The organism is Collinsella sp. BIOML-A6 (genome assembly GCF_009875845.1).
Taxonomy (GTDB): domain Bacteria; phylum Actinomycetota; class Coriobacteriia; order Coriobacteriales; family Coriobacteriaceae; genus Collinsella; species Collinsella aerofaciens_H.
Window position 1 is genome coordinate 1 of sequence record NZ_WWSL01000006.1, and the last position, 14,546, is coordinate 14,546.

Below are 14,546 nucleotides of genomic sequence, written 5' to 3' on the forward strand. Positions count from 1 at the left end.
AGGTATCGGGTTCCCACATTCATCCGCACATGTGCGGATGAATGTGGGAGGTGTTCGGATAAAGTTGATAATCAAGGCAGTAGAACAGTTCATCCCAAAAATATAGTCTGTTCAAATGATGCCATTTATTGTATTCTAAATTTGTAGGTAAGCTGAACGGGTAACTTACCAAGGGATAGCGGCAACAGATGTCTATCTAACCATACTACCATTGAGATCGAAAAGTATGAATTGAAGAGTACAATAATAGGGTTGATTGAGGATCAACTTTTATTTTTTGTACCTTCATGTTAGAAGCCGTTGTGGACTATTACCTAAAAATAATAGATATAACACAAAGAGAATTATTCAATCTGTCCAAGCATAACAGGAAGGAAAAGATTGAAATTCCATAGGTAGTGGCTTCGTTGACGCGACTAAGTTCAATACGGAAAAATCGGTCTGCAGGTGTGTCAAACAGAAGACACTATTTTTTTATATCTGAGACCGATTGTTTCCGATACAATTTATGGAACATTCAGCACATCATGGACAAACCAAGTCTGAGCCGTGACCATAATGGCAAATGTGCAAATAGCAAAGAGAAGTACTTCAGCCACAGCATTGACACGGCTGGATTGAAGTTGCTTTTTCAGATTGGCAGGCAAGATTCTTGACAGCAGACAATAAACTAAAAATCCAATACAGGCTCCAGCGGTATTTGTCATCAAGTCATTGATGTCGGAAGAACCCCAGCCAAACATCTGGACAATTTCAACAGCCAAAGAAAACAGAAAGCCAGTCAATGCAACCGTCTTCATGTGATGATATTTCTTGTACAGCAGCGGCAGGAAAAATCCCAACGGGACAAACAGAATAATATTCAGAATGGTATCAATTGGCCCAGTTATCATACCGATAAATGGAGTCCAAGAAATGTTCGGGCGAAAGGTCATTGTGCTTGTAAAGCCGATGCCTGTGACGGTCAAAAGTCCGAATAAATAATAACCAAAAACAAACACTGCAGCGGTATGGAGAAAACTTTGTGTTCTCCCCAATTTTTTGAGCCACAAGAAATACAGTACGAAGACTGGAACCATAAACACATACCCACTAATTGAGCGGATGAGAATATCAGAAATTGGTATCATTATTATCTCCTTGTCAAATTCAAATTTATTGCCCATTCCAGCATTGAGCATTTTCTCATAACGGCGGCCATCGGAACCGGCGAAGATGATCGACTCGCCGCCCTTCGGGGCCTTCGCCTTCCCATCGGCCACGAGCTGGCGGCGCTGTCCTCGGATGCGATCGAGCAGGGCACCGGCGGGCTCGTCTGCGGGGTCCTGCGGCACCAGCCCTCCCCGCACCGCCAGCTGCAGCACCGACTTCCGCAGGCGGCCGGGCAGCGCGGCATCGAGCGCCTCGCGGGCGTCCTCGAGCCCGCCGTACTCCTCGACCAGGGGCATGAGCTCGTTCACCCGCTCGACGATGCGGCGCTGCTCGGCGAGTGGCGGGATTGCTATCAATATACGTCCAATTGATGCCGCATTCACGTTTGGCTGACCAGTTCCAGCTGAAGCGTCGATAAGCTGACCCCAGTACGCTGGTGATTCAAAGTAGCACTTAAAATAGGGAACAATCTCGTTTTTGATCGGTATCGCACGAATCAGATACGAGGCGAAAGCAGAGACAGGAGGTTTATCCCTAATAAAATAGCTTTTTCCAATTGTCCCTCCGGTTCGTGCAATGAGGATGTCCCCCTCTTTAAGTAGGTATGTCGAATAGTCCTTCGGATCAACTGCGCAGTAAGGTACTGAATTCCAATCAACGTGCCCGTTCTGTATATCCGTAATACGCAATAGTTTGATATGTCCATTCGACGAAGATTTGCATGTATATCCGTAATGTACGTTTGCAGTCAGCATGGACAGTCTTGCCCAAGCCCATCCCTCAGGTAACTCCTCAAACGGGATCCCATCCGCGATACATTTATCGCTTAGCACGCGGCCCCTGGCATCCATCCTCTTCTCATAGGGGGAGCCATCGGAACCGATCTGACGTTCAGTTGTGTTCGCAACAAGCGTTGTAGAATCTAGTGATATGAGCATCCCGGTTGCTTCAGTGCTTCGATGCTCTCGTCTTTAGCGCCCTCCGTTCAGTGGAGGACTGACGGTAAGTGACGTATAACAAGAAAAGGGGAGCAAGCACAAATGAAGGCAACCGAAGCGAATCTGCTCGACCTCATGGGCGTAGCGAAGATGCAGTTTGTCATTCCCGTGTACCAGCGAGTTTACTCGTGGAGCGTAAAAGAGTGCGAGGTGCTTTGGGATGACGTCATGCGAGCGGGTCGTGATGGCGTATCGCACTTCGTGGGGTCGATGCTTTATATCCCCGAGTCCGAGAGCTCTGCCACGAGCATTTCGCGCGTGCTTCTGATTGACGGGCAACAGCGTATGACGACGTTTTCGTTGATGATCGCTGCCTTGGCTGACTATCTGGAGGGTAATCCCGACAAGGCCGGCTTCCTTGGCGATCTCAAGGTCTCAGCGCTGCGGAAGAACTATCTCTTTAACGATGATGACTACAATGGTCTGGCGCGCTACAAGCTGGTGCTCTCGCAGGACGATAAAGAGACGCTGTTCTCCATCGTGTCTGGGTCTCCCATACCAGATGAAAAATCGGATCGGATCGTCGAGAACCATGCGTTCTTCTGTGAGAAGATGCGCGGTAAATCATTTGATCCGGCAAGACTTTGGGCGGGACTAAACCGCGTGCAGGTCATCGACACTAAGCTCACCGCCGGCGTTGATAACGCCCAGCTCATATTTGAGTCCATGAACTCCAAGGGCAAGCCGCTCACGCCTATTGACCTCATTCGTAACTACGTTCTTATGTCGCTTCCCAACGACGAGCAGACCAAGCTTTACGAGGGTTACTGGCATCCGCTCGAGTGCTTGTTCGGAAAAGGCGGTGAAGAAGAGTTTAATGCATTTATCTGGTACTGGCTGTGGCTGAAGGTTCCTAATAGGATGCCGAAGGAAAACGAGGCCTACCACGAGTTCAAACGCTATTTCGCTGACGACTACGATGGGGATACCGAGGGCCTGCTGAAGGAGCTCCGCGAATATGCGCAAAGATATGCCAGGCTGTTCCTTGGCAAGGAAAAAGACGAGGGTCTGCGCCGAGTGTTCGGCAGGATTGCCTGTCTTTATGTGAAGTCGGTCAGACCTTTGCTGATGCTGCTTTACTCGGTTTATGAAGGAGGCAGGATCGACCGCAATGCGTTTCTGCGTATCTGCGAGACTATCGAGTCGTTTCTGTTCAGGCGGGCGGTTTGCGGCAGGCTTACCACGGGCCTAAATAATTTCTTTGCCGGCATGTATCGCAATCTCGAGCAGCAGGACGATATAGAGGAGTACGTTACGGCGATGCTCCTTATCCACAACAGCGGTATGACCGCGTACTTCCCGACGGACGAGCATTTTGTCGAGGAGTTTAAGATGCGTGACTGTTACAACCGCTTCTCCAAAAAGCGCTATTACCTGGAACGCATGGAGAACTGGCACCACCCGAAGGAGTCCATCTCGGCTGACGATTACCAGATTGAGCACGTCATGCCCCAGACGATTGATGATGAACATGGCTGGAAGGAATCGCTTGGCGAGAACTGGGAAGACATCCACGACAGGCTGTGCAACAACTTGGGAAATCTTACGCTGACGGGCTACAACCAGGAGTACTCAAACCGGTCGTTCTCGGACAAGCTCAATCTTCCGGACGTGGGACTTAAATGCAGCCCGCTCTACCTAAACAAGTCGATCGCCTCGCATGAAAAATGGGGCGAGGAGGAGATTAGGCAGCGCGCGGACGAGCTGGCGAAAGAGGCGTGTGAGATATGGAAATATCCCGACCTTCCGGCAGATGTCGTCGACAAGTATCGCCCCTCTCGCGGGGAGTCTGACGAGGCGCCTATCTGGACTCTGCAGGAGAATCACCCCACTTTTGCTGAAGGCGGACTCAACCAGAAGCTTTTCGATGAGGTACGCGAGTCCGTTCTGAGTGGTAACCCTTCGTGGGAGTCCTATATAGCCAAGTACTACGTAGGCTTCAGGTCGGGCAAGCGAAAACTGCATGCCGTGTTAGAAGGCAGGACCAGCAACGGTGGTTGGATTGCCGTCGGCCTGGCAAAGAGTGTGGACGAGCTGATTGACCCGGAGGCCATGTGCCAGGACAAGCGCACACAGGGCGGATTTGGGCCGGGTATGCCGACCTATGTTGCACTCCGTAGCGCTGACGATATCCCCGCGGTGCTCGATCTCATAAAGCAGTGCTAGGTTGAAGGCGGGGAATCTAATTCCCGGCCCTTGCCAGCCCAAAATCGTCGATGGATCATCCGCCCGTCTATGCCCTTACGATCCCGCGCGCGGCGCTCAGCAGCTCGTGCTCCCTCTGGCTTCATTGGCGCAGCTCGGCAGCCTCGACGGCATCTTGGCACAGGTCCAGAAACGCCTCGGCCCCTTCGCAGAAGCACTCGCGGGCAAAGGCGCCAGATCCGTCTGCAGCACACGTGCCGTCGGCAAACAGCTTCCAGCTGGACGGCTCACGAGAGTCATCTCCGAGCAGCTTGATCTGCAGTACATGCGGGTCGCCGGCAGCACGGAGCTCTTCCTCGAGCATCTGCGCGGTAAAGCGCATCTGGTGGGAGAGGCTGCTCTTCACCAAAGCCGAGGTGTAGCCATTCGGCTCGTCTAGAAGATGCATTCGTTTTGGCTTGACAACCAGGTTGTGGAAATTGCGCTCGCTGCGCACGGAGAAATTGTCCATACGGACTCCTTTCATCGATGTTGGCAGGGCCACCGTGCCTCTTGGCCGGTTGGCGTCGGGATCGTGGAGCCAACTCTCTACTCCGACTCTGGATAAAACGCGCCCGCTCCTTGTGGGCAAGAGGAAGTCTATCAGCGCGCACGGACAGTAATCAAGCGCCGCCTGCGAAATGACGCGCGGGCGGCGCTTGATTTCGCAGGCTGCTGCTAGGCTTAAATCAGGAAAAGTGTCGAAATATCTCGTGTAAAAGTACGGAAAAGTGTCGTAATGCACACTTTATAACCTCGAAAAAGTGTCGAAATAAGCACCTAACAAGCACGGAAAAGCGTATCCTAGTGCTAAAACAGCATGTAATAAGGGGTGCACTTATGCTGCAGAGAAAAGCGAAAGCACAGTTTGAATCTTGGCTTGCCTCGTCGCTTAATAAGGCTCTTTTGGTCAAGGGCGCCCGACAGGTAGGAAAGTCATATTTGGTCAACGTCTTTGCAAGCGAATCGTTCGAAAGTGTCGTGACGTTCGACCTTATCGCCGACGCGTCCGTGCGCGATTCGTTTTTGGCGGCGAGAAGTGCGGACGAACTGCTTATGCGCATGTCTATCGCTGCGACGCAGCCGATGGTTGCAAACAAGACCGTTGTGGTTATCGACGAGGTGCAGCGATGCCCCAACGTAGTGACGTTTATCAAATACCTGGTCCAGCGCGGCGACTTTCGATACATCCTTACCGGATCGCTCCTTGGCGTTGAGTTCGAGGGCATCGATTCCCTGCCAGTGGGGTATGTCGAGCAGGTCCAGATGTACCCGCTCGACTTTGAGGAGTTTTGTTGGGCAAATGGCGTTGGTGCCAGCGTGTTTGACATGCTCAGGGGCTGTCTGGAGGATGCAGGGGAGCTCCCCGGCTACCTGTATGACCGCTTGCTCGATCTGTTTCATCAGTATGTGGTGGTGGGAGGCATGCCCGACGCGGTCAATTCCTTCATGGCGACGCGCAATGTCGACGAGGTTCGAAACATCCACCGCGATCTTCACGCCCTGTATCGCGATGACATCGCAAAGTACGCTCCGCCCGAGCTACGCTTGGTTATTCGCGATATCTATGATTTGATTCCCAGCGAGGCCGGTTCCAAAAACAAGCGATTCAAGCTGTCATCGATTAACGGTGTCAAACGTTTTTCGCAGGTGACAGACCATTTTCTCTGGTTATCTGAGGCGGGTGTTGCGCTTCCCGTGTATAACGTAACGGCGCCCGTGGCACCCCTTTTATTGGGAGAGCAACGAAATCTGTTCAAGCTGTTTTACTTGGACACCGGAATGCTCATGTCGTTGTATTCCAAAAGGGTCGCCCAAGGCGTTTTTGATGGGGAGGCGGAAGACGCCTTTGGCATGAACATGGGGGCGGCGTTTGAGGGCTTCGTTGCCCAAGAGCTCAAAGCTCATGGATTCAGATTGCGCTACTTTACATCGAAAAAGGTTGGCGAGCTCGATTTTGTTGAGGAGACGCTCGATGGGGAAGTGTTTGCTATCGAGGTCAAATCGGGCAAGAGCTTTAAGTCCCATGCCGCGCTCGATAACGCACTGGCAACGAAGGGCTACGGAATCGATCGCGCCCTGGTGCTTGCGGAATGCAATCTTCACCGCGATGGTGACGTGCTGTATCTGCCCATCTTTATGGCAGGGCTTTTGGAGCCGTAACGCGCCGTCGGCTCTTCCGGCCCTCCCTTAACCCTCGCTACTCGTCGTCTCCGTCGTTGGGGTCACCCTTGAGGGTGTTGATGTCCAGGTGCTGGTTGTCGTCCTCTTTTTGCTGGGTCTCCGACTCCGCTTGGGTGGGGCCGCGGAACAGCTGGAATCCCTCAAACGCAATGACGCCGAGCAGGGCAATGACAATGGCGATAAAGGCAACCTTGACTGCCTGCGGAAACTCCGAGAAACGCAGCGCCTTTTCCGCGGCGTAATAATCGGCGAAGCGCTCTTCGCCCGTGCTTTTGGTATACGCCGGCGCGGACGCGGCCTCCGGGTCATATTCCGGTGCAGGCGTGGCGGCGTACGGATCGTTGAGATAATCGCTCGATGCGGTGCCAAAATCCTCGGTCTCGATGCGACCGGTGTCAGCATGGCCATCGGAATAATCGGAATATGCTGCACTGCTCTCATAGTCCGCGGCGCTCGTGTTGGCGGCAAAAAGCGGGTTAACTGGAACGTCGAGCGCCGGCATGCCGGTAGAGGTCTCATCCAGATCGGCTGCAGCCCAGGAATCGTAGGCAACCTGATGGGCAACGGGCTCATCGAGCCTTGTGACCGGAGGCTCGCTTACCGCAGGAGCAGGCAACTGCTGGGCGCTGTACATAACGGTGCTGTCGGCCGATTTGCCCTGCGTCGCTGCAGCGAGAAATGCCGCCGTCTCGGACGGGTCGCTTGCGGGGCGGGGGGCGGGCGCGGGCGTCGAAACAGGCGACTGCGCAGGAGTCGGCGCAGATCCGGGCTTAGGCGCAAGTGCGGGCTTTGCACTTGTCGGACGAGCTCCGCCGCCCATGAGTTCCTCGGCGGTCCAGGGGCGGTCGCTCATCACGTCGTCCAGGCTCAACGCAAACAGATCGTCTTCGCCCTCGTCAAACGCGCGTTTCGCATGCCTGGCGGCAGAAGCGGTGACTCCGCGGCCGTTGCGTGATGCGTTGCTCGACCCCATCTTGTCCCATCCTTTCGAAATATTCACATTCATCGATTATATGGAACTTGCCTTGCGGCCGACTCTCGGATTCGTGCATTCCAGAACTCGCGCTCAAAAGGGGAGGGGTGCAGGCGCGCTGACTATTTGTCGCCGGCGGCAGCCTTTGCCTCGTTGAGGTAGCTATAGAAGCTGTACTTAGAGATGCCAAAGAACTCGCAGGCGCGTTCGCTCGACTTGGAGATGAGAAAGGCGCCGCGACGGTCGAGGTAGCCAATGGCGCGGATGCGCTCGTCTTTGGTCATGAGCGCCGCGGGCTTGCCCACAAACTGTTCGCACTCGCGCAGCAAGTCTTCGAGCAGGTCGCCGATGTTCTTGGTAATGGGCTCAGGCTCGGTGTAGTCCGTGCCGCCGGTGCCGGTAAAGGCATCGAGCGAACGCTCAAAAGCCTTCATGAGCGTAATGTCAAAGTTAATGCCCAAAATGCCGACGGGCTTGCCCTCGTCGTTGCGGATAAAGATGGTCGAGGACTTAAGCAGCTTGCCATCGGCGGTTTTGGTGAGGTATGGCTCGCGGTCGTGCACGTCGGTGATGCCCTCGTGCATGGACTCAAACACAATATGGCTGGGGCCGTCACCCAGTTTGCGCCCACTGACGTGGCCGTTTTCGATCACTACGATGGAGTGGTCCACGTCCTCGGTCTCCAGGTCGTGGACGACGATTTCGCAGTTGGAACCAAATTGGAGCGCCAAGCCGTGTGCAAGGCGCTTGTAAAACTCAATCTGTGCGGGGGTCATGGGTGCCTTCCTAAAAATTAGTTTGGGCACACTTTGCCATAAACCACACCTGTTCGCAAATAACGAAAGCATCGCTGCGTTATGTGACCGTTCGGCGGCGAAAAGGTGCCGATTACGGCAACAAACAATTTGTTATGTTCTCCAATCAAAAAGTGTGATAGAACAGTGCTAGCAAACTTTTTGTTTGGCATCCACATAAAAGTTCAGCCGCATGAACGGGAATGGGCTGGAACGCGTATGCGGGGGCCGGCAAGAGAGGACTTAAGGAGTTCACCGTATGGCCGATAAGATTCAGTGGGCGGGCAACACGATGCCCAAGAGCGATGATGAGCACTTGGGAATCATGAGCCTCGACCACGTGAAGAAGGCCCGCGCCTTCCACCAGTCGTTCCCCCAGTACACCGTCACTCCGCTTGCCCGCCTGGACGGCCAGGCCGCGCGCCTGGGCCTTTCCAACCTGTGCGTTAAGGACGAGAGCTATCGCTTTGGCCTCAACGCCTTTAAGGTCCTGGGCGGCTCGTTTGCCATGGCCAACTACATTGCCGACGAGACCGGCAGGGACGTTGCCGAGTGCACCTTCGATTACCTGACCTCCGATCAGCTTGCCAAGGACTTTGGCCAGGCCACCTTCTTTACCGCCACCGACGGCAACCATGGCCGCGGCGTGGCATGGGCTGCCAACAAGCTGGGCCAGAAGGCCGTCGTGCACATGCCCAAGGGTTCCACCAAGCCTCGCTTCGATAACATCGCCGCCGAGGGCGCCACGGTGACCATCGAAGAGGTCAACTACGACGAGTGCGTGCGCATGGCCGCCGCCGAGGCCGACGCCTGCGAGCGCGGCGTCATCGTTCAGGACACCGCCTGGGAGGGCTACGAGAAGATCCCGTCTTGGATCATGGAGGGCTACGGCACCATGGCTTCTGAGGCAGCCGAGCAGCTGCGCGAGATGGCCATCAACCGCCCGACGCACGTCTTTGTCCAGGCTGGTGTAGGCTCGCTCGCCGGCGCCGTGGTGGGTTACTTCACCAATCTGTATCCCGATAACCCGCCCACCTTTGTCGTGGTCGAGTGCGCACCTGCCGCCTGCCTGTACAAGGGCGCTGCCGCCGGCGACGGCGACCCGCGCATCGTGGACGGCGACATGCCCTCCATCATGGCCGGCCTGTGCTGCGGCGAGCCCAACATTCTGGGCTGGGATATCCTGCGCAACCACACCACCGCCTTCGTATCCTGCCCCGACTGGGTCACCGCTCGCGGCATGCGCACCTTGGGCGCTCCCGAGAAGGGCGACCCGCGCGTCATCTCCGGCGAGTCCGGCGCTGTGACCACCGGCCTGGTCGAGACCCTCATGCTCGACCCCGAGTACGCCGAGCTCAAGGAGCTCATCGGCCTGGACAAGACAAGCTCCGTGCTCTGCTTCTCCACGGAAGGTGACACGGACCCGGATCAGTACCGTCGCATCGTCTGGGAGGGCGAGTATCCGACCTGCTAGCGAGCCTAACCTGTCCGGGTGGCGGAGCATATGTTTACTCCCTGCTCGGACAGTCCTGCTCGCACGGAGAGCACATTAAGTGCTCTCCGGCTCGTGCGGAACTCGCGACGGAGCAAACATATGCTCCGCCACCCTACGTTTACTTGCATGCCGGGTGCTCGACCTCACGCTGCTTGGCACAAGTGATCTATCTGAAATATCTACCTGTAGGTAAACCCTTGTAGAAAGGTTAACTGTTATGACTAAAGAACTCGATTTCGACGCTATTAAGGCTGCTGCTGAGTCCCATCGTGCTGATATGACTCGCTTCCTGCGCGCTATGATCTCGCATCCCTCTGAGTCTTGTGAGGAGGGCGAGGTTGTCGCTTGCATCAAGGCCGAGATGGAAAGCCTTGGTTATGACGAGGTCAAGGTCGACGGCCTGGGCAACGTCATGGGCTTTATGGGCGAGGGCGACAAGATCATCGCCATCGACTCCCACATCGACACCGTCGGCATCGGCAACATCGAGAACTGGGATGCCGATCCCTATGAGGGCTACGAGACCGACGAGATCATCTACGGCCGCGGCGGCTCCGACCAGGAGGGCGGCATGGCTTCTGCTACCTACGCTGCCAAGATGATGAAGGACATGGGCCTCATCCCCGAGGGCTACAAGATCATGGTCGTCGGCACCGTCCAGGAAGAGGACTGCGACGGCATGTGCTGGCAGTACATCTACAACAAGGACGGCATTAAGCCCGAGTTCGTCATTTCCACCGAGCCCACCGACGGCGGCATCTATCGCGGTCACCGCGGCCGCATGGAGATCCGCGTCGACGTTCACGGCACCTCCTGCCACGGCTCCGCTCCCGACCGCGGCGACAACGCTATCTACAAGATGGCCGACATCATCGCCGACGTCCGCGCCCTCAACAACAACGGCTGCGACGAGTCGACCGACATCAAGGGCCTCGTCAAGATGCTCGACCCCAAGTACAACCCCGAGCACTTCGAGGACGCCCGCTTCCTGGGCCGCGGTACCTGCACCGTCAGCCAGATCTTCTACACCAGCCCCAGCCGCTGCGCCGTGGCCGACTCCTGCGCCATCTCCATCGACCGTCGCATGACCGCCGGCGAGACCTGGGAGTCCTGCCTGGACGAGATCCGCAACCTGCCGGCCGCCAAGAAGTACGGCGACGACGTGAAGGTCTCCATGTACATGTACGACCGTCCGTCCTGGACCGGCGAGGTCTACGAGACCGAGGCTTACTTCCCCACGTGGATTAACGAGGAGACCGCTCCGCACGTCAAGGCCCTCGTCGACGCCCACAAGGTCATGTTCGGTGACGAGCGCATCGGCTGCGAGCCCAGCATGGACAAGCGCACCGGTCGTCCGCTGTGCGACAAGTGGACCTTCTCCACGAACTGCGTTTCCATCCAGGGCCGCTACGGCATCCCCTGCGTCGGCTTTGGCCCGGGTGCCGAGTCTCAGGCTCACGCTCCCAACGAGGTCACCTACAAGGACGACCTGGTCACCGCTGCCGCCATGTACGTGGCTGCCCTGAACCTCTACGATCCGAGCCAGGCCGATGGCGACGCCACCGTGTTCCGCGCCGGTCTGACCAACAACAAGATCGATTAGTCCCATTCCTCGATTTTGTTGAGCCGGGGGCCACTCGTGTCCCCTGCACTCCCCGTTGACTTGGGGCCCGCGGTCGTTATCTCCCATGCTTCCTCAACGGTGGCGGGTCCTCGTCATGGTGCTCTGCATGTGCTAGCCACACGCGCATGCCGGAGCGCATCTACTCATTGCGATTGTTTCATCTTTAGAAAGGACATTTCCATGGACGCTAAGTTTACCGAGCTCGTCGAGCAGCTGAACGGCCTCGATTTTAAGGGTATGTACGGCAGCGACTTCCTGCACACCTGGGATAAGACCACCGATGAGCTCAAAGCTCTCTACATCGTCGCCGACGCCCTGCGCGAGCTGCGTGAGAACAACGTCTCTCCCAAGATCTTCGACTCGGGCCTGGCCGTCTCGCTGTTCCGCGACAACTCCACCCGTACGCGCTTCTCCTTCTCTAAGGCCGCTAACCTGCTCGGCCTTGAGCTGCAGGACCTGGACGAGAAGAAGTCCCAGATCGCCCACGGCGAGACCGTCCGCGAGACCGCTACCATGATCTCCTTTATGGCCGACGTCATCGGCATCCGCGATGACATGTACATCGGCAAGGGCGACGCTTACATGGCCGAGGTCTCCGAGTCCGTCCAGCAGGCCTACGAGGACGGCGTTCTTGATCACCGTCCCACGCTCATCTCCCTGCAGTCCGATTCCGACCACCCCACGCAGTCCTCTGCCGACATGCTCTACCTCATCAACGAGTTTGGCGGTCTTGAGAACCTCAAGGGCAAGAAGGTCGCCGTCACCTGGGCCTATTCGCCTTCTTACGGCAAGCCGCTGTCCTGCCCGCAGTCGCTGATCAGCCTGCTGCCCCGCTTTGGTATGGACGTCACCCTGGCTCACCCCGAGGGCTACGACCTCATGCCCGAGGTCGTCGAGCGCGCCCGCGGCTATGCCGCCGAGTCCGGCACCACCTTTAAGCAGGCCAACACCATGGCCGAGGCCTTCGAGGGCGCCGACATCGTGATCCCCAAGAGCTGGGCTCCGTTTGCCGCCATGGAGAAGCGCACCAACCTGTACGCCGAGGGCGACGACGCCGGCATCGCTGCGCTCGAGAAGGAGCTGCTCGCCCAGAACGCTACGCATCAGGATTGGTGCTCCACGACCGAGCTCATGGAGAAGACCGCCAACGGCCAGGACACCATCTTTATGCACCCGCTGCCCGCCGACATCTCCGGTGTCTCCTGCGAGCACGGCGAGGTCAACGCCGACGTCTTCGACATGCACCGCGTGGGCATGTACAAGGAGGCCAGCTACAAGCCGTACGCCATCGCAGCCATGATGTTCCTGCAGAAGGTTGCCGATCCCGCCGCCGCCCTCAAGGCTCTCGACGAGCGCAACGCCGCCCGTTGGTTCCAGGCCTAAAGCTGGGCTGAGAAATGGCTAAGCGTATTGTTGTCGCCTTGGGCGGAAACGCCCTCGGTGCCAACCTTCCCGAGCAGATGGAGGCCGTCAAGACGACCTCCAAGGCCATTGTCGACCTGATCGAGGAGGGTAACGAAGTCGTCGTCGTGCATGGCAACGGCCCCCAGGTGGGCATGATCGCCAATGCGATGGCCGAGCTCACGCGTTCTAACCCTCAGAAGTACATTCCCTGTCCGCTGTCCGTTTGCGGTGCCATGAGCCAGGGCTACATTGGCTATGACCTGCAAAATGCCCTGCGCGAAGAAATGCTCGACCGCAACATCGACAAGGGCGTCGCCACCGTGCTCACCCAGGTCGAGGTTGCGGCAGACGACCCGGCCTTTGCCGACCCGGTCAAGCCGATCGGTCCGTGGATGAGCGAGGCCGAGGCCAAGGAGCTGGAGGCCGACCGCGGTTACCAGTTTATCCACGACGAGAAGCAGGGCTTCCGTCGCGTGGTTGCCTCGCCCAAGCCCGTGAGCATCGTCGAGCTCGACACCATTAAGTCGCTCGTTGAGTCCAACCATGTGGTGATTTCCTGCGGCGGTGGCGGCATTCCCGTCACCAAGTCCCAGGGCCACCACCTTAAGGGCGCTGCGGCCGTCATCGATAAGGACTTTGCAGCCGAGAAGCTCGCCGAGCAGCTCGATGCCGACGCCCTGATTATCCTGACGGCGGTGGAGAAGGCTGCCATTGGCTTTGGCACCGATCACGAGCAGTGGCTCGACACGCTGACCGCTGCCGATGTTAAGCGTCTGTCCGAGGCCAACGAGTTCGGTCGCGGCTCCATGCTGCCCAAGGTCCAGGCCGCCTCGACGTTTGCCGAGAGCAAGCCGGGTCGCGCGGCGCTCATCACGCTGCTCGAGAAGGCGCGCGATGGCCTTGCCGGCAAGACCGGTACCACGTTTACCGGCAACACCGAGTAGGCATATCTGCACCATTGAGGAGGGTGCCCTGCGTCGCGGGGTGCCCTCCTTTGTGCTACGGAGAGCCGAGGGGCGTTCGCTGGAAAAACGAGCGCGTGTCTGTTCTGATGGAGCGTGAGCTTGGTATGGTTGGTATGGCAACTATGGCGTCCAAGGCGGCCAGGGGAGGTTTGCGGAGATGAAACTCGGTTGCGTGATTATGGCCTCGGGCGAGGGCAAGCGGTTTGGCTCCAATAAGATGCTTGCCGATATCTGTGGCAAGCCGCTGATTGCCTGGACCATCGATTCGGTTCCCCGGGGCTTTGACGTTGTGGTTTCGACGCGTTGGCCCGAGGTCGCCCAGATTTGCGAGGACAAGCATTGCCCGTGCGTGCTGCACGATGCCGAGCTGCGCAGCGAAAGCGTCCGTGCGGGCCTTTCGTGGGGAGTCGAACGCAACTGGAAAGGCTGCCTCTTTTTGCCGGGCGACCAGCCGCTCGTGAGTTCGGATTCTTTTGAGGCTATGGTTCGTGCATTTGACGAGTGTGGCCGCAAGCATCCGGTGCGTCTTGCGTGCAACGGTGAGCCTTCGAGTCCGGTGCTCTTTCCGGCGGAACTGTTCGATGCACTTATGTGTCTTGAGGGCAAGGACGGCGGGGGCTCGATTCTCAAAGGCCGCGTCGACGTTGCGCTGGTCGAAGCGCACGCCTACGAGCTGTGGGACGTCGATACCGCCAAGGGACAGCGACGCATAGCGGAGCATATCGCCGCCTGCTCATATTTTGATCGCGTGGCCAACTGCATCAATCAATAAG

Annotated in this window: 11 protein-coding genes; 7 read left to right on the forward strand and 4 right to left on the reverse strand. The window is 57.1% G+C overall.

The window, feature by feature from the left end:
• Nucleotides 1-506: 506 nt before the first annotated feature.
• A complete protein-coding gene (locus GT495_RS03135; protein WP_161162670.1) occupies nucleotides 507-2,003 on the reverse strand; it encodes a VanZ family protein in 1,497 nt (498 codons plus the stop codon).
• Between the two features lie 189 nt (nucleotides 2,004-2,192).
• Between GT495_RS03135 and GT495_RS03140 the strand changes: the two genes are divergently transcribed.
• Complete coding sequence (locus GT495_RS03140) at nucleotides 2,193-4,316, forward strand: DUF262 and DUF1524 domain-containing protein (RefSeq protein WP_161161458.1); 2,124 nt, start codon at nucleotides 2,193-2,195, stop codon at nucleotides 4,314-4,316.
• Nucleotides 4,317-4,437: 121 nt separating this feature from the next.
• Here the strand turns inward: GT495_RS03140 and GT495_RS03145 are convergent, their stop codons facing one another.
• Nucleotides 4,438-4,806, reverse strand: coding sequence for a hypothetical protein (locus tag GT495_RS03145; protein WP_161161459.1), 369 nt, complete (start codon nucleotides 4,804-4,806; stop codon nucleotides 4,438-4,440).
• 368 nt (nucleotides 4,807-5,174) lie between these two features.
• On the opposite strand from GT495_RS03145, the gene GT495_RS03150 reads away from it, so the two are divergent.
• Nucleotides 5,175-6,497, forward strand: a complete 1,323-nt coding sequence (locus tag GT495_RS03150) for an ATP-binding protein (protein ID WP_161161460.1) — start codon at nucleotides 5,175-5,177, stop codon at nucleotides 6,495-6,497.
• A gap of 37 nt (nucleotides 6,498-6,534) precedes the next feature.
• On the opposite strand, the gene GT495_RS03155 is transcribed toward GT495_RS03150, so the two are convergent.
• Complete coding sequence (locus tag GT495_RS03155; protein ID WP_161162671.1) at nucleotides 6,535-7,491, reverse strand: hypothetical protein; 957 nt, start codon at nucleotides 7,489-7,491, stop codon at nucleotides 6,535-6,537.
• A 122-nt stretch (nucleotides 7,492-7,613) separates the two neighbouring features.
• Nucleotides 7,614-8,267 carry a transcriptional regulator gene (locus GT495_RS03160; RefSeq protein WP_161161462.1) on the reverse strand — a complete coding sequence of 218 codons (654 nt, stop codon included), beginning with the start codon at nucleotides 8,265-8,267 and terminating at the stop codon, nucleotides 7,614-7,616.
• Nucleotides 8,268-8,544: 277 nt separating this feature from the next.
• Here GT495_RS03160 and dpaL point away from each other — a divergent pair, with 277 nt between their 5' ends.
• The 5 genes from dpaL (at nucleotide 8,545) to GT495_RS03185 (ending at nucleotide 14,545) form a co-directional block, all read left to right on the forward strand.
• A complete protein-coding gene (gene dpaL / locus GT495_RS03165; RefSeq protein ID WP_161161463.1) occupies nucleotides 8,545-9,759 on the forward strand; it encodes a diaminopropionate ammonia-lyase in 1,215 nt (404 codons plus the stop codon).
• Between the two features lie 238 nt (nucleotides 9,760-9,997).
• A complete protein-coding gene (locus GT495_RS03170; RefSeq protein ID WP_161161464.1) occupies nucleotides 9,998-11,383 on the forward strand; it encodes a YgeY family selenium metabolism-linked hydrolase in 1,386 nt (461 codons plus the stop codon).
• A 201-nt stretch (nucleotides 11,384-11,584) separates the two neighbouring features.
• A complete protein-coding gene (gene ygeW / locus GT495_RS03175; protein ID WP_161161465.1) occupies nucleotides 11,585-12,787 on the forward strand; it encodes a knotted carbamoyltransferase YgeW in 1,203 nt (400 codons plus the stop codon).
• A 14-nt stretch (nucleotides 12,788-12,801) separates the two neighbouring features.
• Complete coding sequence (gene arcC / locus GT495_RS03180; RefSeq protein WP_161161466.1) at nucleotides 12,802-13,752, forward strand: carbamate kinase; 951 nt, start codon at nucleotides 12,802-12,804, stop codon at nucleotides 13,750-13,752.
• 178 nt (nucleotides 13,753-13,930) lie between these two features.
• Nucleotides 13,931-14,545, forward strand: coding sequence for a nucleotidyltransferase family protein (locus GT495_RS03185; protein WP_161161467.1), 615 nt, complete (start codon nucleotides 13,931-13,933; stop codon nucleotides 14,543-14,545).
• The last annotated feature ends 1 nt before the right edge of the window (nucleotide 14,546 follow it).